The sequence below is a fragment of the uncultured Microbacterium sp. genome (assembly GCF_945952435.1).
GTDB lineage: Bacteria > Actinomycetota > Actinomycetes > Actinomycetales > Microbacteriaceae > Microbacterium.
In genome coordinates, this window is the sequence record NZ_CAMFHZ010000018.1 from 1 (window position 1) to 20,026 (window position 20,026).

Below are 20,026 nucleotides of genomic sequence, written 5' to 3' on the forward strand. Positions count from 1 at the left end.
GCCGACCTCGGCGTCGCGAGCGGCAACGGCAAGGGCCAGATCTTCGTCAAGGGCGAGGTCGTCAAGACCGTTCCCGAGGAGGACATCGTCGCAACCCTCATCGAGGAGGCGAACCGGCTCGCTGAGGAGATGGGCCCCGACGCCCCGCTCGGCACGGCCCAGGTCGTCACCTCGTGACCAGCGCCACCGTCGTCACCTTCCCGTCGGGATCCCTCCTCGAGACCGCCCACGTGGTCGGCGTGCACCCGGACGACAGCGGTGCGGTCGTCGTGCTCGATCGCACGCCGTTCCACCCCGTCGACCACACCTGGCCGGACCAGCCGGGGGACCGGGGCACGCTCCGCGTCGCCGACGTCGAGGTCGCGGTGACCGAGGCCGTCATGACCGCCGTCAGCGACGAGGGCGAGGTCGCGATCGACGCCGCGATCCCGGTCAAGCGCGGCGCGGAGGGCTGGACGTGGTCGGTCGGCCACCGGGTCGACACGGTCCCCGCAGCGCTCGCCGCGGGGGCGGAGGTCGAGGCCGCGGTCGACGCCGCGTACCGCGCCGGCCTCAGCCGCGGACACACCGCCTGCCACCTCGCGTCGCTGGCGCTCGACTTCGCGGTCGCCGATCTGTGGCGGAAGGATCCCGGATCCGACGCCCTCGGCAACCCCGATTTCGAGGGGCGCGCGAATCAGACGAGCGTCATCGGCCCCGACGGCGCCGTCGACGAGTACCGCCTCGGCAAGAGCCTGCGCAAGGCCGGGTTCGACACCGAAGGTCTCGCCGGGACGCTGGCAGAGCGCGAAGAGCGCATGAACGCGCGGCTCGCGGCGTGGATCGCGTCCGCCGCGCCGAGCCGCATCGAGGCCGAAGGCAAGAGCATCGTCGACCGCCGACGCTGGGTCTGCGAGCTGCCCGAGGGCACCGCGTCGATCCTGTGCGGCGGCACGCACGCCTCCTCGCTCGCAGAGTTCGCGTCGATCCGGGTGTCGCTGCAGCTCTCGGAGCAGCTGCTGGTGATGACCACGACCGCGGTTCCTGTGGGTTCGCCGGCGTGAACGCCTGAACCGGGGGACGGCTGTGGCGGGTGACGAATCGATCGACATCAGGATCGGCACGGTCGATCAGGCGGCGATCGCGGCCCGGCTGCAGATCGACTTCGGCGACGAGTTCGGGGATCCGTCGCCGCCGTTCGAGGTGCTCGAGCGGCGGTTCCGTGCCCTGATCGCCGATCCCGCCGCGTTCGTGCTGTTCGTCGGCGACCCCGCCGACCCGATCGCCTACGCCTTGGTCACGCTGCGCCCCACCGTGTACTGCGACGGACCGCTCGCGGTGCTGGACGAGCTCTACGTGATCCCCGACCTGCGCGGCGGGGGCATCGGCACGCGGCTGCTGCAGCGCGCGATCCAGGAGGTGCGCGCCCGCGGCGGCGGGGAGATGCACATCAACGTCGACGAGATCGACGTCGACGCGCGGCGCTTCTACGAACGGCACGGCTTCGTCAACGTGGAGCCGGGCAAGGACTACCGGATGCTCTGCTACCTCCGCGAGCTCTGAGCCCGCGGGGGAAGCCTCAGCGCCGGTCGAGGCCGCGCTCGTCGATCCAGGTGTGCCAGGGCGAGACCCGGCGGACGAAGGCCACGGCGTCGAAGGCCTCGCGGGCCGAGCCGGGCTGCAGGACGTCGCCGTTGTGCCATCCGGAGGTGGCATCGAGTTCCACGGCTGCGCGCGCGGACGGCCTGCGTAGATCCAGCAGAGCGTCGCCGATGCCGGAGCGCTCCAGCACGGCGTCCAGGCTCGAGGGATCGAGCGGGACGAGCGGTGCGATGAAGGGGCGGGAATGGCCCGGGGCGTCGTCCACGGTCGGGCGGTGCAGCCACTGCTCGCCGCCGCCGTAGGCTGTGCCGATGACTACGAGATCGGTGCCCAGCCGGTCGGCGAGGTGCCCGCCCATCGTCGTCATCGGATCCGGCACGAACGGGGGAGCGGAGAACGGGGTGCGCTGCACGTGCCCGTTCGCCGCCGCCACCACGATCCGCGGCTCGCGCTCCAGGATCCACTCCACGGTGCCGGCCATCCACGCGTCGCGGATGTTGGCGGCGGGCCAGGTGCGGGCGGCGCCCGCGGTCATCGCCTGCAGGAACGCGTCCGCCGCCCGGGCGCTCTCCGCGGCCCGGATCGCGGCGTCGACCCGCTCCCGGCTCTCCGCGTCGCCGCCGAGTGCGGCGATCTCCTCGCGGCGCCGGGCGCGGATCCGTGCGGCGAGGTCCGCGATGCCGACCGTGATGCCCGCACGCCGGTCGGCGGGCAGGGCGAGATAGGCCTGGATCGTCGGTGCCGCCTGGGCCAGCCCGGAGCGGTCGCCGGGCAGATACGCGAACAGGGGGAGCAGGCTCTCTCGAGCGTGCGCGGCGTAGTGCGGATCCACGTCGTCGAGCAGGTCGAGCGCCGTGAGGACGCCGGGGAGGGCGCTGGCGGACGAATCGGGGAGGTCCATCCCGTACCAGCGCGGCGCGCCGTGGCCGGCCGCGGCGCGCGCCCGCATCCACGTCAGCTGGTCGAGCATCTCCTGGCAGGCCCCGAAGCCGTAGGTGACGCCCTCGCGGAGGGTGTCACGGAGCCCTCCGGCCCCGGTGCGGATCCACGTGTCGACCCTGCGGCCCTCCGGCATGCCGCTCTCGGTCACGAGTGCGGTGAATCCGGCGCGCCGGTGCAGGAACCGGAACAGCCGGTGGCGCAGGGCGAAGAACTCGTGCACGCGGTGCATCGATTCGCCGATCGCGACCACGCGGGCGTCGCCGATGATGTCGGCCAGCGGTTCGAGGTCGGAGTCGTCGTCATCGTCCGGATCGAGCGTGCGCAGAAAGTGCGCGTTGTCCCGGATCCAGGTGCCGAGCGCGTCGGGCTCGTCCTCAGGCGACGGCAAAGGAGATCTGTCCCTTCGTGACGCCCGCGGCGGTCAGCGTGACCCGCACCGCAGCGCCGGCGGCGGCCTCGGGCGGCAGCGCCACCGACGCCGTCACAGGCGGCTCCTCGATCTGCACCGTGCCGCGTTCGCCGTTGCGCCGGATCACCACCGCGTCGAACGTCTCGCCGACGCGCGGCGCCAGCAGCGCCGCCTCGACGAGATCGATCGTGCGGGAACTGAGCGCCGACGCCCGCTGTGCGGAGGCCCGCATCAGGTCGGGGAGGAGCGGCAGGCTCTGGCGCACCCAGGCGGGCACCTCCTCCCCGCGGCTCACCGCGAGCGCGACCGTGAGCGACCAACGGTCGACGAGCCGCCGGAGGGGCGCGGTGGCGTGGGCATAGGGGGCGGCGATGGCCGCCTGGGTGGTCTCGGCGGGGACCGTCCCGTCGAAGGCGACGTACCCGGCCCCGCGGAACAGCGCGGACGCCGCCTCCAGGATCGGCAGCGTGCGCGGATCCTCTTTGTCGAGCGTCCGCAGATAGTCGCCGTAGCGTCCGGTCGTCCACGGCACGCCGAGCGCCTCGGTCTGGTGCCGGAACGTCTCGAACGCCGCGTCCTCGGGCTGCGGCATCGTGCGCAGGATCCCGATCCTCGCCTGCAGCATGAGCTGCGCGGCGGCCATCCCGGTCATGAGCGAGAGCTGCGCGTTCCAATCCTCCACGGGGAGCGGGGTGCGCCGCTCGATCGCATAGGTCCCGTCGTCGTGCCTCACCACCTCGTCATCGGGCAGGTTCAGGCTCGCCCCTCCGCGCTGCGCCTCCTGCGCGAGCCGCAGCCGCCCGATCTCGGGGAGCAGCGCCCCCGGAGAGTCCCGCCCCGCGTCGAGATCCGCCTGCACCGAGACGTAGTCGAGCTTGGCCCTCGAGCGGATCAGTGCGCGCTCGAGCCGGGTGTCCGACACGCTCCCCTCCGCGTCCAGCGCGAACGTCCACACGAGCGCGGGGCGATCCTGATCCGGCAGCAGCGAGGCGTGATCCTCGCTCAGGATCGGCGGATGCAGCGGGATCGTCCCGTCCGCGGCGTAGAGTGTCTCGCCGCGCAGGCGGGCCGCGGCGTCGAGTGCGCCTCCCGGTGCGACGAACGAGGGCACGTCGGCGATGGCATATCGCACGGTGTAGCCCGATCCGCTCCGTTCCAGCTGGAAGGCCTGGTCCAGATCCATGGAGCCGGCCGGATCCAGCGTCGCGAAGGCGATGTCGCGCAGGTCGAGGTCGGGCGTCGCGGGGGAGGCCGCGGCGGCCTCGGCGAGGGCTTCCGGAGGGAACCCGGTCGGGGCGTCGAGCTCGGTGCGCAACGTCGCCAGCGCCGTGGCGAGCTCCGACTGCGCGGCGGACGGGGCGACGTGCGATCGGCGCTGAGGCATGCGTTCATGCTAGGCCGCCCCGATGCGGCACCCGCGCCGCTAGCGTGGACCCATGACCACTGCTGAGAAGGCCCAAACCCTCCGTTCCCTGTACGAGGCCCCGCAGATCCTGCGCGTCGTGAACGTGTGGGACGTCGTGTCCGCGCGGGCGATCGCCGACCTCGAGGAGACCACGGCCATCGCGACCGCGGGGCATTCGATCGCCGCATCCTTCGGATACGAGGACGGCGCGATCCCTCGCGACCTCATGATCGACATGGTCGGCCGGATCGCCGCGGCCGTCGAGCTTCCCGTGACCGCCGACCTCGACGACGGCTACGGCGACGCGGGCGAGACGGTGCGCCGCGCGATCGGCGCCGGCGTGGTCGGCGCGAACGTCGAGGACCGGTTGCGTCCGCTCTCCGAGGCCGTCGCGAACGTCGAGGCCATCGTGCGGGCCGGACAGGCGGAAGGCGTTCCCTTCGCCCTGAACGCGCGGACCGACGCATTCGTGCGCGCAGGAAGCCGCCCCGCCGAGGAGTCGCTGGCCGACGCGATCGAGCGGGGCAGGGCGTTCCTCGACGCCGGAGCCACCGCCGTCTTCGTCCCCGGCATCCTGGACGCCGAGACCACGACCCGTCTCGTCGAGGGGATCGGCGCGGGGAAGGTGAGCGTGATCGGACTGCCCGGGGCCCTTACCTCGACCGAGTACGAGGCGCTCGGCGTCGCCCGGATCTCCTACGGCCCGCTGCCGCAGCGCGTCGCGCTGACCGCCCTGCAGGACAACGCGCGGGAGCTGTATGCCGGAGGCGTGATCCCCGCGGGCACGCGCGCGCTGAACTGACGTCGTCGCCGATCGCCCCGCCGCCCCGCGCGGTCGGGGCGATCGCCGTCAGTAGACTTGCCCCGTGGTGACTCGTCTCTCGAACTTCTTCCTCCGCACGCTCCGCGAAGACCCGGCCGGCGCCGAGGTCGCGAGCCACAAGCTGCTGATCCGCGCCGGGTACATCCGACCGCAGGCGGCCGGCATCTTCGCCTGGCTGCCACTGGGGCTTCGGGTCAAGGCGAAGATCGAGGCCGTGATCCGGGAGGAGATGGCCGCCGCGGGAGCGCAGGAGGTGCACTTCCCGGCCCTCATGCCGCGCGAGGCGTACGAGGCGACGGGGCGCTGGGACGAGTACGGCGATCTGCTCTTCCGGCTGCAGGATCGCAAGGGCGGCGACTACCTCCTTGCGCCGACGCACGAGGAGGCGTTCACGCAGCTCGTGAAAGACCTGTACTCCTCGTACAAGGACCTTCCGCTGACGATCTACCAGATCCAGGACAAGTACCGTGACGAGGCGCGTCCCCGTGCGGGGCTGCTGCGCGGCCGCGAGTTCACGATGAAGGACGCCTACTCCTTCGACTCCTCGGACGCGGGCCTCGACGTCAGCTACCAGGCGCAGCGCGACGCGTACGAGCGGATCTTCCAGCGACTCGGGCTGGAGTACGCGATCGTGCAGGCCGACGCGGGCGCGATGGGCGGATCCCGCAGTGAGGAGTTCCTGCATCCCACCCCGGTCGGCGAGGACACGTTCGTCCGGTCCGAGGGCGGCTACGCCGCGAACGTCGAGGCCTTCCGCACGGCGGTTCCGGCTCCGGTCCCGTTCGATGCCGAGGCGTCGCCCGTGATCTTCGACTCCCCGGACACGCCCACGATCGAGACGCTCGTCGCGCATGCGAACGCGCAGCTCGACGGAGAGTTCACCGCGGCGGACACGCTCAAGAACGTCGTGCTCGCCCTGACGCACCTCGACGGCTCGCGCGAGCTCGTCGTCGTCGGGCTGCCCGGAGACCGCGACGTCGACGAGAAGCGCGCCGAGGTGGCGTTCGCCCCGGCCGAGGTCGAGCCCGCGACGGCCGACGACTTCGAGAAGAATCCGCTGCTGGTCAAGGGATACATCGGCCCGTGGTCGCCGACCGGCGCCGTGCTCGGCGAGGAGTCGGCCACCGGGATCCGGTACCTCGTGGACCCCCGCGTCTCCGAGGGTACGAGCTGGATCACCGGCGCGAACATCGACCAGAAGCACGCCCACTCCGTCGTCGCGGGACGGGACTTCGCCGCGGACGGCGTCGTCGAGATCGCGACCGTGCGCGAGGGCGACCCCGCGCCGGATGGATCCGGTACGGTGCAGCTCGCGCGCGGCATGGAGATCGGCCACGTCTTCCAGCTCGGGCGCAAATACGCCGAGGCGCTCGGGCTCAAGGTGCTCGACGAGAACGGCAAGCTCGTGACGGTCACGATGGGGTCGTACGGCATCGGCGTGACGCGCATCCTCGCGATCATCGCGGAGCTCAACAACGACGACAAGGGCCTCATCTGGCCGGCGTCCGTCGCGCCGTTCGACGTGCACGTCGTCGCCGCGGGCCGCGACCAGGTCGCCTTCGACGTGGCCGCCGAGGTGGCCGCGCAGCTCGAGGCAGCGGGCCTGGACGTGCTCTACGACGACCGCCCCAAGGTCTCCCCGGGCGTGAAGTTCGGCGACGCGGAACTCGTGGGCGTGCCCCGGGTGCTCGTCGTCGGCCGCGGCGCCGCGGACGGCCAGGTCGAGCTCTGGGACCGTCGTTCGGGCGACCGCGACACGGTCTCCGTCGCGGAGGCGCTCACCGCGCTGACCGCCCGCTGACGCACGGACGAACGCCCCGCGGACCCGCTCGGATCCGCGGGGCGTTCGTCACCGAGGCGCGGCATCCTCTCCGTCCGCGACGTCGCAGCCGAGCGCGACCGAGGCGTAGGAGAGGATGTTGGCGCGGTAGGTCGTCGCGCCGTGGTCGAATCCGATCAGCGCGTACAGGTCGTAGGCGTCCTCCAGGGCGACGATGTTGCGCGCGATCACGGTCAGCTCGGCGGTGGGGTGGAATGCGCCGAGGGCGGCGCCGACCTCGATCGTGGAGCGGTACAGGCCCACCTGGCGTTCCACGATCGAGCGGTGCAGCGGCCGGTACTGGGGCTGTTCGCGCAGCAGCGGGATGCTCTCGTAGGCCATGCGCAGGTGGTCGCTGATCTCGTCGGGCACGCCCGCCTCGACGAGCAGTCTCAGGCGTCGCACCGGATCCGGTTCGGCCTCGGCGATGCGGCGCCGGCTCTCGTACATCTCCTCGAGCACGCCTTCGGCCGTCGTGTAGAGGAGGTCGTCGAACCGGGGGAAGTAGTACAGCACGCTGCCCGCGCTCACCGCCGCCTCCGCCGCGACCGCCCTCACGTTGGTGCCGGCGATGCCCTCCCTGCCCGCGACGCGGCGGGTGGCCGAGATCAGTTCCGCGCGTCGGGCGCTGTGCTTGTTCGGCGCGGCCACGGCCATCCTTTCGCGTCGATCGGCGAGCGGCGGGGACGAGTCAGTCGTCCACGACCACCGTCGTCAGCTCAGCATAATGGCGGGGGTCGCGCGCCCTCAGGACGAGGCCGGTCACGACCCCGGCGACGAACAGGAGCGGCGTCGGGGCGATGAGGGCGGCGTTGACGGGGCCGGTGACCCCGGAGACCAGATCGAAGTGGACGGCGATCAGCACGAAGGCGGCGATGAGCCCGAGTGCACCGAGCGCCGGGGCGACGACGACCCGCCACACGCTGTGGCCGCGGCGATCGCGCAGGAAGAACCCGACGACCGCGATCGCGGCCACCGCCTGGGCGAACACCAGGCCGGCCACGCCGAGCGAGTAGACCGGAAGGGCGAAGCCGAGGAACGGGTCCACCCCGAACGCGATCGCCGCGATGATCGCGAGGAGCGCGACCACGCTCATGACCAGGCTGGCGTGGTGCGGCGCCTGCGTGCGGCTCTGCGTGCGCGCGAGCCAGGCGGGCAGCAGGCGCTCTCGACCGATCGAGAACAGGTAGCGGGAGCAGGCGTTGTGGAACGCCAGCAGGCAGGCGAAGAAGCTCGTGACGATGAGGAGGCGCATCGCCACCGAGGTCCACAGGCCCACGTATCGCTGCCCGGCATCGAACACCATGTCCTGGAAGCCGTCCCCGGCGGCCAGCCGGAGGACGCCGTCGACGCCGAACGCCACCGTGAGGATCCAGAACGTGAAGCCGTAGAACAGGCCGAGGAACGCGATGGCGATGTAGGTCGCCATCGGGACCGTGCGGGCGGGGTTCTTGGCCTCCTCGGTGTAGATCGCCGTCGACTCGAAGCCGAGGTACGCGCCGAATCCGAGCACGAAGAGCGCTCCGCGGCCCGTGGCGAAGAAGACGTTCTGCGGGGCGAAGGACGCGAGCGAGAGGGGCTCGGGGCCGCCCTGCACCAGCACCGCGATCGCGAGCACCAGCAGGATCGCGACTTCGGCCGTGAGCAGGACCGCGAGCACCGTGGCGCCCACGTCGATCTTGCGATAGCCGAGCGCCCCGACGATCACGAGCGCGAGGAGCGCGTAGACGGGCCAGGGGAGGTCGATGCCGAACAGCGTCTTGACCGTCATCTGACCGAAGAAACCCACGAATCCGTAGAAGCACACGCAGAGCGCGGCGTAGGAGAAGATCGTGACGAACACGATCCCGATCCCGACCGGCTTGCCGAGGCCGCGCGCCCCGTAGACGTAGAACGCGCCGGCGTTGCGCACGTAGCGCGACATCGCGGTGAACCCGCACGCGAACAGCATCAGCACGACACCCGCGGCGAGGATCGCGCCCGGTCCGCCGATGCCGCCCAGGCGGAAGCCCGTCGGCGCGGCGCTCGCGACCACCGTGAGCGGTGCGGCCGCGGAGATGACGAAGAACACGATGCCCCAGACGCCGAGGCGGCGACGGGCGAGGGCGGTACCGCCGGTGTGCGCGGGGTCGGGCGTCGTCGGCGCGGCGGCCGGGGAGGGGGACGGGCGAGACATCGGCGGCTCCTGTTCGATTCACGGCCGCGTCGGATCGCAACCGTGCTGAACGCTGATTCAAGAGCGTTAAGGTTCGTGTGTCAAGCAATGCAAAGGAATCTGTGTCAATATCTTGAACAAGCGTTCAGAGTTGATCGGAGCATCATGACGACAGAGCCTGCCCGCCCCTCCCTCCGCCACGCCCGCGTACGGGCTCGCGATCTGGGCGTGGTCTTCGAGGGTGAACCGGGTCCGCTCGACGCCCTCACCGACGTCCCGGGAGTCGAGGTCGGAATGACGACCCTGATCGAGGGCGACGGCCCCCATGCCGTGCGCAGCGGCGTCACCGCGATCCTGCCGCGCGGCCGCGACGGCGTCGGCGATGCCTGCGCCGCGGCGGTGCACTCCTTCAATGGGAACGGCGAGCTGACCGGACGGAGCTGGATCGACGAATCTGGATCGCTCGGGCTGCCGATCGCGCTCACGAACTCGCATGCGGTCGGATCCGTGCACGCCGGCGTGGACTCCTGGATCGCGCGGCACGCACCGTCGCTCTCGGCGCAGTGGCTGCTGCCGGTCGTGGGGGAGACCTGGGACGGGTACCTCAACGACATCAACGGTGCGCACGTGCGTCCCGAGCACGCGATCCAGGCGATCGACGCCGCGACCGGGGGCCCCGTCCCCGAGGGGAACGTGGGGGGAGGCACCGGCATGAACTGCTACGGATTCAAGGGGGGCACGGGCACGGCGTCCCGGATCGTGCGTCACGGCGCGGACGCGTACGTGGTCGCCGCGCTCGTCCAGGCGAACTTCGGTGCGCGCCACGAGCTGCACCTGGGCGGCATCCCCCTCGGATCCGAGAGCGCGGCGCCGAACCCGATGGAGGAGTCGGACTGGTTCGCGCGGGAGCGAGCGGGCGCGACCGCGCCGGGCGGGGCAGGATCCGCGATCGTCGTCATCGCCACGAACGCCCCGCTGCTGCCGGGACAGTGCGCGGCGCTCGCCCGCCGCGGCGCGCTCGGGCTGGGTCGCAGCGGCACCGCCGGCAGTCACTTCTCCGGCGACATCGTGCTCGCCTTCTCGACCGCCAATCCCGGCGCGCTCGCCTCCGTGTTCCCGACGGACGAGGAGGCCGGTTACGACACCCTGCGGTTCGTGCCCTGGGGGCGGATGGATCCGTTCCTCACCGCCGCCGTCCAGGCCGTCGACGAGGCCGTCTGGAACGCTCTCGTGGCGGCCGAGGACATGGTGGGGCGGGCGGGACACAGGAGCCCCGCACTGCCGCACGAGGAGATCCGCGCGGTCGCGGCGCGACTCGCGGCGCGCTGAGCGGCCACGGGGACCGTCCGGACAGAATGGGATCCGCCGGCCGTCGCGACCGTCGACGGGGGCGGAGGGCGGTACGCATGACCGACTACGAGGTGGCGAGCATCGGCGCACTCGACCAGTGGCGGGCCTTCCACGGAGGCTTCGACGCGGCCCGTGCGCGCGACGGTCGACGGGTCGTCGACCATGAGCTCACGATGCAGTACCTGGGGATGACGGCGAACGCGCTGGTGCCGGGGGAGGAAGCCGGCTACTGGCACACGCACGCACGGATCGAGGAGCTCTACGTGTTCCTCGAGGGCCGTGGCCAGATGGGCGTCGGCGACGACGTCGTCGAGGTCGGCCCAGGAACGGTCGTGCGGATCGGCCAGGGCGTTCCACGCACCTGGCGAGCGCTGCCCGACAGCCCGGGCGAACTGCGCTGGCTGTGCATCCGCGCCGGCGGAGAGCAGCTCCCGCATCTGCCCGACGACAGCGCACGCCTTCCCGAGCGCCCGATGCCGTGGTCCTGACGCGCCGTGCCCGACGCCGACCCACCGCGGCGGGGGCGTGACAGTCTGGACCCATGACCGACGAGATCCTCTCCCCGGCGCTGCGAGCCGAGATCAACACCGTCCTCGACGATGCGGGGGTGCACGCGGACCGGCGTCTGGTGATGCGGATGCTGCAGACGGCGGTGCTCCTCGGCGAGGACGGCACGGATCGGCTGGATCTGAAGATCGCCTCGGCCGCGCTCAGCGAGATGCGCGACGCCTTCCGCCTCTTCGCGCCGTATCGCGACGTGCCCAAGGTCACCGTCTTCGGATCCGCGCGCACGGCGCCGAAGGATCCGCTCTACATCCAGGCGCGCGACGTCGCCGCCGCACTGGCCGCAGAGGGGTGGATGGTGGTCACGGGCGCGGGGCCGGGCATCATGCAGGCCGCCGCGGAGGGGGCGGGACCGGCGCTGTCGCTCGGCGTCTCGATCCGCCTGCCGTTCGAGGAGAAGGCCAACGCGACGGTCAACGAGCAGGAGCACGTGGTCGCGATGAAGTACTTCTTCACCCGCAAGCTCATGCTGATCAAGGAGTCCAGCGGCTTCATCTGCCTGCCCGGCGGCTTCGGCACGCTGGACGAGATGTTCGAGCTGCTCACCCTGCAGCAGACAGGGAAGGCGGAGCCGACGCCGATCGTGCTGCTGGATCAGCCGGGGGGCCGCTTCTGGCGGGGACTCGAGCGCTTCGTGCAGCAGGACCTCGCGCCCGCAGGGGTCATCTCGCCGGGTGACTTCGACCGGGTGCTCATCACGGACTCCGTGGACGAGGCGGTGAGCGCGATCACCGGCTTCTGGCGCAACTACGCCTCCCTGCGCTGGGTCGGCGACCGGCTCGTGCTGCGGCTGCGCTCTGCCCCCACCGACGCCGAGATCGCCGCCCTGAACGAACGCTTCGGGGACTTGCTCAGCCGGGGGAGGATCGAGCGGACGGAGCCGCTGGCGATCGAGGTGTCCGACAAGGACGAACTCGAACGTCCGCGTCTCGTGCTGCACCTGGAGCAGCGCTCGGTGGGCGGTCTTTTCCGCCTCATCGGTGCGGTCAACGCCCTCGCCTCGGCGCCGAAGGACTGACTCTCCGCCGGACGGACGGCGCGCGGTGCGGACGGCACGCGCGGACGGCCGCGATGGCACCCGTGCCGCCGACCAAGGTATCGTTGTACGGATGTCGTGCGTGCTGCATGCGCCGACGAGAGCTGAACAGGGAGGCCGCCGCCATGGATATCGATCTCGGATTGCTGCGCACGATCGAGCGTGAGAAGGAGATCCCCTTCGACGAACTCGTCGCGATCATCGAGCAGGCCGTCCTCACCGCCTACGCGAAGCACGACTCCGTCGACGGCTCGCTCACCGAGGGCGCCCGCGTCGACCTCGACCGCAAGACGGGCCACGTCGCCGTGATGATCCCCGTCCGCGACGACGAGGGCGTGGTCATCGGCGAGGAGGACGCGACGCCGGACGACTTCGGCCGGATCGCGGCGTTCGCCGCCAAGCAGGTCATCAGCCAGCGCCTGCGCGACATCGCGGACGAGGCGGTGCTCGGCGAGTTCCGCGGCAAGGAGGGCGACATCATCGCCGGCGTCATCCAGCAGGGGCCCAACCCGCGGATGATCCACGTCGATCTCGGATCGGTCGAGGCGATCCTCCCGCCGGAGGAGCAGGTCCCCGGCGAGGAGTACGCCCACGGATCGAGGATCCGCGTCTACGTCACCTCGGTCGGCAAGGGCGCCAAGGGCCCGGCGATCACCGTGTCCCGCACGCACCCCGGCCTCGTCCGCAAGCTCTTCGCGCTGGAGGTCCCCGAGATCGCGGCGGGCCTCGTCGAGATCGTCGCGCTCGCCCGGGAGGCGGGGCACCGCACCAAGATCGCGGTCAAGGCCAACGACCCGTCCATCAACGCGAAGGGTGCGTGCATCGGCGAGATGGGCCGGCGCGTCCGGGCCGTCACCGAGGAGCTGGCCGGGGAGAAGATCGACATCGTCGACTACAACGCGGATCTGGCGACCTTCGTCGCGCACGCGCTCTCTCCGGCGAAGGTGACCAGCTCCTTCGTCCTCGACGCGGGTACCAAGGCCGTGCGCGCCCTCGTGCCGGACTACCAGCTCTCCCTCGCGATCGGCAAGGAGGGGCAGAACGCCCGTCTCGCTGCCAAGCTGACGGGTGCCAAGATCGACATCCAGCCGGACTCGGTGCTCGAGTCCTGAGCGCGCCGGGGCCGGCCTCCGCGGGGGCCGCGCACCGGTTCTCCAGATCCGAGGTGTAGGATGGAAACCGTACGAACGTGTGTCGGATGCCGCGCTCGTGCATCTCGTGCCTCCCTGCTCAGGGTGGTCATCCGGAACGGTGAACTCGTCTTCGACGAGCGAGCCGCGCTGCCGGGACGGGGTGCGTGGGTGCATCCGTCGCCGGAGTGCGTGGACACCGCTCTGCGGCGACGCGCCTTCACCCGTGCGCTCCGTGTGTCCTTTGCTCTGGGCTTCCCGGAAGCGGAGAACACGCAGACCCTCGAGAAACGGCTGAACGGCTATGGAAACAAAGTGAACGGCTCGAAATGAGACCCGTCCGCGACTAGTGGTCTGCCCTGCCAGGGCGGATCGACCCCCTGACAGGAGAATTGTGGCTGGTAAACCACGCGTGCACGAGATCGCCGCCGAACTCGGCGTCGACAGCAAGTTCGCACTCGCGAAGCTCAAGGAGCTCGGCGAGTTCGTGAAGTCCCCCTCATCCACGATCGAGCCCCCGGTCGCGCGGAAGCTCCGCGCCGCCATCGAGGCCGACAAGCCGGCGTCCGCCGCGCCCGCGAAGCAGGACGCTCCTGCCGCGAAGTCCGGCGCCGCCCGCAGCACCACCGCGACCCCGGGTCCGAAGCCCGGTCCCAAGGCGCCGACCCCCGGTCCCAAGCCGGGGCCCGCCGCGCCGGCCGCTCCGGCCGAGGCACCCGTAGCGGAGACCCCCGCCGCACCGGCCGCACCCGCGGCCCCGGCGGCGGAGACGTCCTCCGCGCCCAAGCCCGGCGGATCCTCGGCCCCTCGTCCTGGCGCACCGCGTCCGGGCAACAACCCGTTCTCGTCCCAGCAGGGGATGGGCCAGCGTCCCGCCGGCCCGCGTCCGGGCAACAACCCGTTCGCCTCCCAGCAGGGCATGGGACAGCGTCCCACCCCGGGCAACATCCCCCGTCCGCAGGCACCCCGACCGGGATCCCCGCGGATCGGCGCACCGCGTCCGGGACAGGGCGGCCGTCCCGGTCGTCCGGGCCAGGGCGGCGGCCGTCCCGGCGCTCCGTTCCAGCAGCGCACCGGAGGCCCGGGACGTCCCGGCGGCGCCGGCGCGGGCGGCGGCTTCCAGCGTCCCGGCGGTGCTCCGGCCGGCGGTTTCGCCGGTCGTCCCGGCGGAGGCGGCGGCCGCGGCCGTGGCCCCGGCGGTGGCACCGCTGGCGCCTTCGGAAAGGGCGGCGGCAAGAGCAAGCAGCGCAAGTCGCGGCGGGCGAAGCGGCAAGAGTTCGAGATGCGGTCGGCGCCGGTCGTCGGCGGCGTCAACGTCTCGAAGGGCAACGGCGAGATCATCCGTCTGCGCCGTGGCGCATCGATCGCCGACTTCGCGGACAAGCTCGAGGCGCTGAACGGTTACACGGTCCAGCCCGGAACGCTCGTCACGATCCTGTTCAACCTCGGCGAGATGGCCACGGCGACGGAGTCGCTGGACGAGGCCACGTTCGAGGTGCTCGGTGCCGAGCTCGGCTACAAGATCCAGATGGTCTCGCCCGAGGACGAGGACAAGGAGCTCCTCGAGGGCTTCGGTCTCGACCTCGAGGCCGAGCTGGAGGCGGAGAGCGAGGACGACCTCGAGATCCGTCCTCCGGTGGTCACCGTCATGGGCCACGTCGACCACGGTAAGACCCGACTGCTCGACGCGATCCGCCAGACCAACGTCATCGAGGGCGAGGCCGGCGGCATCACGCAGCACATCGGTGCCTACCAGGTGTGGACCGAGCACGACGGCATCGAGCGTGCGATCACCTTCATCGACACCCCGGGTCACGAGGCGTTCACCGCCATGCGTGCCCGTGGTGCGCAGGTGACCGACATCGCGATCCTCGTGGTCGCGGCCGACGACGGCATCATGCCGCAGACGGTCGAGGCGCTCAACCACGCCCAGGCGGCGAACGTGCCGATCGTGGTCGCGGTCAACAAGGTCGACAAGCCCGAAGCGAACCCCGCCAAGGTGCGCCAGCAGCTCACCGAGTACGGTCTGGTCGCCGAGGAGTACGGCGGGGACGTCCTCTTCGTGGACGTCTCGGCGCGGGCGAACACCGGCATCCAGGAGCTCCTGGACGCGGTCCTGCTCACGGCGGACGCCGGGCTCGACCTCACGGCCAACCCGAACAAGGCCGCGCGAGGCATCGCCATCGAGGCGAAGCTGGACAAGGGCCGCGGCTCGGTCGCGACCGTGCTCATCCAGTCCGGAACGCTGCACATCGGTGACGCGATCGTCGCAGGCACGGCCTACGGCCGCGTCCGCGCCATGATCGACGAGAACGGCGACGCGGTCGAGGCCGCGGCCCCGTCCCGCCCGGTGCAGGTGCAGGGACTCAACTCGGTCCCGCGCGCCGGCGATGTCTTCATCGTCACCGAGGAAGACCGCATGGCCCGGCAGATCGCGGAGAAGCGCGAAGCCGTGGAGCGCAACGCCCAGCTGGCCAAGGCCCGCAAGCGCATCTCGCTCGAGGACTTCACCCGTGCTCTCGAAGAGGGCAAGGTCGAGACGCTCAACCTCATCATCAAGGGCGACGTCTCCGGTGCCGTCGAGGCGCTGGAGGAGTCGCTGCTCAAGATCGAGGTCGACGACTCGGTGCAGCTGCGCATCATCCACCGCGGTGTGGGCGCGATCACCGAGAGCGACGTGAACCTGGCGACGATCGACAACGCGATCATCGTGGGCTTCAACGTGCGTCCCGACACCAAGGCCCGCGAGGCCGCGTCGCGCGAAGGCGTGGACGTCCGCTTCTACTCGGTCATCTACAACGCGATCGACGAGATCGAGAACTCCCTCAAGGGCATGCTCAAGCCGGAGTTCGAAGAGGTCCAGTCGGGTGTCGCCGAGATCCGCGAGGTGTTCCGCTCCTCGAAGTTCGGCAACATCGCCGGTGTCATCGTGCGGTCGGGGACGATCACGCGCAACGCCAAGGCGCGCGTCATCCGCGACGGCGTCGTCATCGCCGATGGCCTGGCCATCGAGTCGCTGCGCCGCTTCAAGGACGACGTCACCGAGGTCCGCACGGACTTCGAGGCCGGTATCGGTCTGGGCAAGTACAACGACATCCAGGTGGGCGACGAGATCGAGACCACCGAGATGGTGGAGAAGCCGCGGGGCTGATCCGTATCCCGTTCCGCGACCTTGAGGTCGAACGCGCGGTCTTCTCGCCCTTGGGCGATGAGACCAGGCCAGAGCCGGCGCGTTCGACCTCACGGTCGCTGCACTCCGGGGATTGCCCGGGTGTCGATAAGAGATAGGTTGTGGACATGGCCGGAGAACGACAGGCACGACTCGCGGATCGGATCCGCGTCATCCTGGCCGAGCGGCTCGAGAAGGGGTTGCGCGACCCGCGCCTCGGATTCGTCACGATCACCGATGTGCGCGTGACGGGCGACCTGCAGCACGCGAGCGTCTTCTACACCGTGCTCGGCACGGAGGAGGAGCGCGTCGCGTCCGGAGCTGCGCTGACGGCCGCCACGGGGCTGCTGCGCAAGGAGGTCGGCCGTCAGCTCGGCATCCGACTGGTTCCGACGCTCGAGTTCATCCCCGACGCACTGCCGGAGAACGCCGACCACATCAGCGATCTGCTGCGTCAGGCGCGCGAGCGCGACCAGGAGGTGGCGAAGCTCGCCGCCTCCGGCTCGTACGCGGGCGAGGCCGATCCGTATCGCGAGGACGAGCAGCCCGAACAGAGCTGAGTCGCACCCGTTCCGACCTCCGCGACGCCCCGGAAGCCGTCCTTCGGACGCTCCGGGGCGTCGTGCTGCTACGATGCGGCGCACGCGCGACGAACGGCGCGATGACGACAGCGGGGGGCTGCGTGACGTCGGTGGGTGCTATGCATGGGGGTGCGCTCGACGGGGGGTGCGAGGGACAGGTGCTGATCGTCGCGCCGCACGTGCGTGCCGCGATCCTCGCCCGCTGCAAGGGGGATCGGGGCGCAGCCGAGAAGGTCCTTGCGGGTCTCGACGCCGACCGGCGACGGGGACTGCGTGCGCTTCCCGTTCCGCCTGACGCGGCTCGCGGGCGACCCGTCGGAGAGCGGCGACGCGCCGCGTCCGCCCCGCCGCGGCTCCTGCTCGCGCTCGCGGACACCGTACTGCGCGAGGGGGACACGGCGGCGGCCCGGCGTTTCGTCTGCGCGGCCGGGGAGCGCACGCAGGAAGGCAGCGCCCTCCACGACCTCGGACGTCTCCTGTTCGCGCGGATCTCGCTCGCCGAAGGGTGCGTCCTCGACGCGGGCGAGGCCGTCCTGCCCTTCGCGGCGGAGCACCACCCGCTGCGCGCCGAAGCGGCACCGGTCGTCGTCCTCGCGCACACCTGCGCCACGGGCATGGTCCCTCCGGTGGAGGGTGTTCTGCCCGAGGGCGACGCGGCTCGGCGGGACGGATACCGTCGCGCCGTCGGGATCGGCGCGGCTCTCAGCGCCGAGCGCCGCGATCCGTTTCGTACGCTCGCCTGGCTCGGTGCGGCCTCGCGCACCGGGATGGACCGGGAGTCGCGGGCGACCCTGATCGCCTGGTGCGATGCGGTCGGGGCCGGCGAGCACCCCGTGCTGGCCGAGTCCGAGATGGGTCGGCAGAATTTCAGGGTCCCGCGCGCTCTGATGATCGGTCTTGCCGGGGACGCCGACGAAGGTCTCCGGGTGCTCGCCCGGCCGGACGCCGCACCGGACCCGATCGTCGGCGCGGGTCGCGCCGTGCCGCTGGTGCGTGCGCGCGAAGGCGTCGCAGAGACGCTGCTGCACATCTGGGCGGGGCGGATCGGCCTCGCGCTCTCCGTGCTCTCCGCCGTGGCGGAGGAGGCACCGGTCGCGCTCGTCTTCGCGGGCCTCGCCCTCCCGCTCGCGCGACGCCTCGAGCTCGCCGTGCACGGCAGGACCGGGGCGCTGTCCGGCGCGCTCATGGGCGTGGCGCCGTGGCCGATCCCCGCGAATGGCTTCGTCGATCGCGGCATCCGAGCCTACCTGCGCGGGCGCACGGACGAGGCGGCGGTGCACCTGAGGCTGTGGGCCGACCTCGGTGCACCCGAGGGGGCGTTCGCGCTGCCCGGTCTGGACGAGGCGGGGCCGTTCGTGGACCGTCGAGGAGCCGAACCTCGGGAGGCGCGATCCGCCAGGGAACTGCGGGCGCGGATCCGCGCGGCGCGGGCAGCCGCGTGGACGACCGAGCTGGCCGAAGCGTCCACGGAATGCGCGGTCATCCGCTCGCCGTTCGAGCGCGCGCGGGTCGAGGCGCTGCTCGGTGCCTCCTATGCCACCCGGGGGGAGGCGGGTGCCGCCCAGCGTCATCTCCGCGCCGCGCACAGCCTCTTCGAGGAGTCCGGGGCGCTCGCGTGGCGGGCGATGACCGCACGACGGCTGGCGCGTTTCGCGGAGCGGCACGACGGATCCGCCCCCGAGCCCGCCGCCGCGCTGGAGGTGTGCCGGGCGGCGTGGGAGCCGAGTCTCACGCCCCGTGAGCTCGACGTGGCTCTGCGCATGGCGGAGGGCAGGACGAACCGGGAGATCGCCCGCGAGCTGCACGTCTCCGTGCGCACGGTCGAGGTGCACGGCGGTCGGATCTTCGCCAAGCTCGACGTGCGCACGAGGACGGAGCTCACGGTGCTGGCCCACCGGGTGGATCAGAACCTCTGAGCTCGGCGACCTCTGGTCCCGTCGCCGTGACCTGCGTGATCGTGCGCTCCCCGGCGCGGCGACGCCTCAGCGCGGCAGACGCAGCTCCGCATCGACGGCTTCGAGAAGACCGTCCGCGATGAGTGAGTCGATCGCCCTGTCCCGCTGCCGCCGATCCGGCCACTCCGCGAGCACCGCGTCCGCGGGGAGCCGGTGTCCGGCCGCGTGACGCAGCGCGCGCAGCACGCCGCCGCGTGCCTGGCGGTCCGATCCCTCGTACTTCGCCTGTCGGCGGCGGCGGTCCTCGCCGTCGGGGAAGCCCGCCGCGCGCCAGGCGCAGGAGTCCGCGAGCGGGCACCGCGCGCAATCGGCCACCCGTGCCGTGCAGACGGTCGCTCCGAGCTCCATGGCGGCGGCGTTCACGATCGCGGCTGCCTCGGGATCGGTCGGAAGCAGCCCCGCCATGTCGTCGAGATCCCGCCGGGAGGGCGGATCAGGCTGGGCCTTCCCGTGCACCGCGCGGGCGATCACCCGGCGCGTGTTCGTGTCGACGACCGGATGGCGCTCGCCGAAGGCGAAGACCGCGACCGCACGGGCCGTGTAGTCGCCGATCCCCGGCAGGGCGAGCAGCGCGGTCACCTCGCGGGGCGTGACGCCCGCGTGCTCGTCGCGGATCGCGATGCCCGCACGGTGCAGCCAGAGCGCGCGACGGGGATAGCCGAGGTTCGCCCACTGCTGGAGCACCTCGGCCGGGGAAGCCGCCGCGAGCGAGACCGGATCCGGCCAGCGCGCGAGCCAGGCCTCGAGGTGGGGGATCACCCGGTTCACGGGCGTCTGCTGGAGCATGAATTCGCTCACCAACACACCCCAGGCGCCGTACTCCGCAAGGTACTCCCGCCTCCGCCACGGCAGGTCCCTGGCGTGCGCGCGATACCACGATGCGAGTCCCGGCGCGTCGAGGTCAGAAGCTTTCCGCATATCACTAGCGTATGTACGTCGGCACCGATGCCGGCGCGGGTGGGGCCGCTTCGAGGAAGTACCTGAACGAGGAAGACCGGACATGAAGTCATCTCATCTTGCGTTGTGCACCTTGGTCGGGGCAGGACTGTTCGCACTCGCCGCCTGTTCGTCACCGGCGGGGTCCGGGCCGAGCGCGACGACATCCGC

17 protein-coding genes and 1 pseudogene are annotated in these 20,026 nt (G+C 71.6%); 13 read left to right on the forward strand and 5 right to left on the reverse strand.

All coding sequences use genetic code 11. The features are described from left to right. From Q0P88_RS10455 to Q0P88_RS10465, 3 genes and pseudogenes are all read left to right on the forward strand, one after another. A pseudogene (locus tag Q0P88_RS10455) lies at window positions 1-177 on the forward strand (4-hydroxy-3-methylbut-2-en-1-yl diphosphate synthase); the annotation flags it as partial. Further along, window positions 174-1,043: a hypothetical protein gene (locus Q0P88_RS10460; RefSeq protein ID WP_295013850.1), complete on the forward strand. Its 870-nt coding sequence runs from the start codon at window positions 174-176 to the stop codon at window positions 1,041-1,043. The pseudogene Q0P88_RS10455 and the gene Q0P88_RS10460, both read left to right, overlap by 4 nt. Before the next feature lie 22 nt (window positions 1,044-1,065). Further along, entirely contained in the window at window positions 1,066-1,542 is a 477-nt protein-coding gene (locus Q0P88_RS10465) for a GNAT family N-acetyltransferase (protein WP_295013853.1), read from the forward strand. 16 nt (window positions 1,543-1,558) lie between these two features. Here Q0P88_RS10465 and Q0P88_RS10470 read toward each other — a convergent pair whose 3' ends face one another. Together Q0P88_RS10470 and Q0P88_RS10475 are read right to left on the reverse strand one after the other, a co-directional pair. Then, window positions 1,559-2,911, reverse strand: coding sequence for an erythromycin esterase family protein (locus Q0P88_RS10470; protein ID WP_295013855.1), 1,353 nt, complete (start codon window positions 2,909-2,911; stop codon window positions 1,559-1,561). Further along, window positions 2,898-4,316 (reverse strand): RNB domain-containing ribonuclease, encoded by a 1,419-nt coding sequence (locus Q0P88_RS10475; protein ID WP_295013857.1) that lies wholly within the window; start codon window positions 4,314-4,316, stop codon window positions 2,898-2,900. Before Q0P88_RS10475 ends, Q0P88_RS10470 begins: the two co-directional genes overlap by 14 nt. Window positions 4,317-4,368: 52 nt before the next feature. Between Q0P88_RS10475 and Q0P88_RS10480 the strand changes: the two genes are divergently transcribed. Together Q0P88_RS10480 and Q0P88_RS10485 are read left to right on the forward strand one after the other, a co-directional pair. Beyond that, a complete protein-coding gene (locus tag Q0P88_RS10480) occupies window positions 4,369-5,139 on the forward strand; it encodes an isocitrate lyase/phosphoenolpyruvate mutase family protein (protein ID WP_295013859.1) in 771 nt (256 codons plus the stop codon). Between the two features lie 64 nt (window positions 5,140-5,203). Then, window positions 5,204-6,961 carry a proline--tRNA ligase gene (locus Q0P88_RS10485; protein ID WP_295013860.1) on the forward strand — a complete coding sequence of 586 codons (1,758 nt, stop codon included), beginning with the start codon at window positions 5,204-5,206 and terminating at the stop codon, window positions 6,959-6,961. A gap of 48 nt (window positions 6,962-7,009) precedes the next feature. Here the strand turns inward: Q0P88_RS10485 and Q0P88_RS10490 are convergent, their stop codons facing one another. After that, the gene (locus Q0P88_RS10490; protein WP_295013862.1) at window positions 7,010-7,630 is read right to left on the reverse strand and encodes a TetR family transcriptional regulator; all 621 of its coding nucleotides are present in this window, start codon (window positions 7,628-7,630) and stop codon (window positions 7,010-7,012) included. A 40-nt stretch (window positions 7,631-7,670) separates the two neighbouring features. After that, a complete protein-coding gene (locus Q0P88_RS10495) occupies window positions 7,671-9,155 on the reverse strand; it encodes an APC family permease (protein WP_295013864.1) in 1,485 nt (494 codons plus the stop codon). A gap of 144 nt (window positions 9,156-9,299) precedes the next feature. Here Q0P88_RS10495 and Q0P88_RS10500 point away from each other — a divergent pair, with 144 nt between their 5' ends. The 8 genes from Q0P88_RS10500 (at window position 9,300) to Q0P88_RS10535 (ending at window position 18,880) form a co-directional block, all read left to right on the forward strand. Continuing rightward, complete coding sequence (locus tag Q0P88_RS10500) at window positions 9,300-10,463, forward strand: P1 family peptidase (protein WP_295013866.1); 1,164 nt, start codon at window positions 9,300-9,302, stop codon at window positions 10,461-10,463. 77 nt (window positions 10,464-10,540) lie between these two features. Then, on the forward strand, window positions 10,541-10,972 hold the full coding sequence (locus Q0P88_RS10505) for a cupin domain-containing protein (RefSeq protein WP_295013868.1): 432 nt from the start codon (window positions 10,541-10,543) through the stop codon (window positions 10,970-10,972). A gap of 53 nt (window positions 10,973-11,025) precedes the next feature. After that, window positions 11,026-12,066: a TIGR00730 family Rossman fold protein gene (locus Q0P88_RS10510; RefSeq protein ID WP_295013870.1), complete on the forward strand. Its 1,041-nt coding sequence runs from the start codon at window positions 11,026-11,028 to the stop codon at window positions 12,064-12,066. A 143-nt stretch (window positions 12,067-12,209) separates the two neighbouring features. Then, a complete protein-coding gene (gene nusA / locus Q0P88_RS10515; RefSeq protein ID WP_295013872.1) occupies window positions 12,210-13,196 on the forward strand; it encodes a transcription termination factor NusA in 987 nt (328 codons plus the stop codon). 60 nt (window positions 13,197-13,256) lie between these two features. Continuing rightward, window positions 13,257-13,547, forward strand: a complete 291-nt coding sequence (locus Q0P88_RS10520) for a YlxR family protein (RefSeq protein ID WP_295013874.1) — start codon at window positions 13,257-13,259, stop codon at window positions 13,545-13,547. Window positions 13,548-13,608: 61 nt separating this feature from the next. Beyond that, the gene (gene infB / locus Q0P88_RS10525; protein ID WP_295013876.1) at window positions 13,609-16,365 is read left to right on the forward strand and encodes a translation initiation factor IF-2; all 2,757 of its coding nucleotides are present in this window, start codon (window positions 13,609-13,611) and stop codon (window positions 16,363-16,365) included. A gap of 146 nt (window positions 16,366-16,511) precedes the next feature. Further along, entirely contained in the window at window positions 16,512-16,943 is a 432-nt protein-coding gene (gene rbfA, locus Q0P88_RS10530) for a 30S ribosome-binding factor RbfA (protein ID WP_295013878.1), read from the forward strand. A gap of 179 nt (window positions 16,944-17,122) precedes the next feature. Then, window positions 17,123-18,880 carry a LuxR family transcriptional regulator gene (locus Q0P88_RS10535; RefSeq protein ID WP_295013880.1) on the forward strand — a complete coding sequence of 586 codons (1,758 nt, stop codon included), beginning with the start codon at window positions 17,123-17,125 and terminating at the stop codon, window positions 18,878-18,880. Between the two features lie 66 nt (window positions 18,881-18,946). Here the strand turns inward: Q0P88_RS10535 and Q0P88_RS10540 are convergent, their stop codons facing one another. Continuing rightward, complete coding sequence (locus Q0P88_RS10540) at window positions 18,947-19,837, reverse strand: A/G-specific adenine glycosylase (protein WP_295013882.1); 891 nt, start codon at window positions 19,835-19,837, stop codon at window positions 18,947-18,949. Window positions 19,838-20,026: the final 189 nt, after the last annotated feature.

Bases quoted from the DNA above. Each gene is read 5' to 3' on its own strand.
- Q0P88_RS10520 (WP_295013874.1), top strand. From the start codon at position 13,257: ATGGAAACCGTACGAACGTGTGTCGGATGCCGCGCTCGTGCATCTCGT.
- nusA (WP_295013872.1), top strand. From the start codon at position 12,210: ATGGATATCGATCTCGGATTGCTGCGCACGATCGAGCGTGAGAAGGAG.
- Q0P88_RS10475 (WP_295013857.1), bottom strand. From the start codon at position 4,316: ATGCCTCAGCGCCGATCGCACGTCGCCCCGTCCGCCGCGCAGTCGGAG.
- Q0P88_RS10500 (WP_295013866.1), top strand. From the start codon at position 9,300: ATGACGACAGAGCCTGCCCGCCCCTCCCTCCGCCACGCCCGCGTACGG.
- Q0P88_RS10495 (WP_295013864.1), bottom strand. From the start codon at position 9,155: ATGTCTCGCCCGTCCCCCTCCCCGGCCGCCGCGCCGACGACGCCCGAC.
- Q0P88_RS10505 (WP_295013868.1), top strand. From the start codon at position 10,541: ATGACCGACTACGAGGTGGCGAGCATCGGCGCACTCGACCAGTGGCGG.
- Q0P88_RS10510 (WP_295013870.1), top strand. From the start codon at position 11,026: ATGACCGACGAGATCCTCTCCCCGGCGCTGCGAGCCGAGATCAACACC.
- Q0P88_RS10540 (WP_295013882.1), bottom strand. From the start codon at position 19,837: ATGCGGAAAGCTTCTGACCTCGACGCGCCGGGACTCGCATCGTGGTAT.
- Q0P88_RS10480 (WP_295013859.1), top strand. From the start codon at position 4,369: ATGACCACTGCTGAGAAGGCCCAAACCCTCCGTTCCCTGTACGAGGCC.
- rbfA (WP_295013878.1), top strand. From the start codon at position 16,512: ATGGCCGGAGAACGACAGGCACGACTCGCGGATCGGATCCGCGTCATC.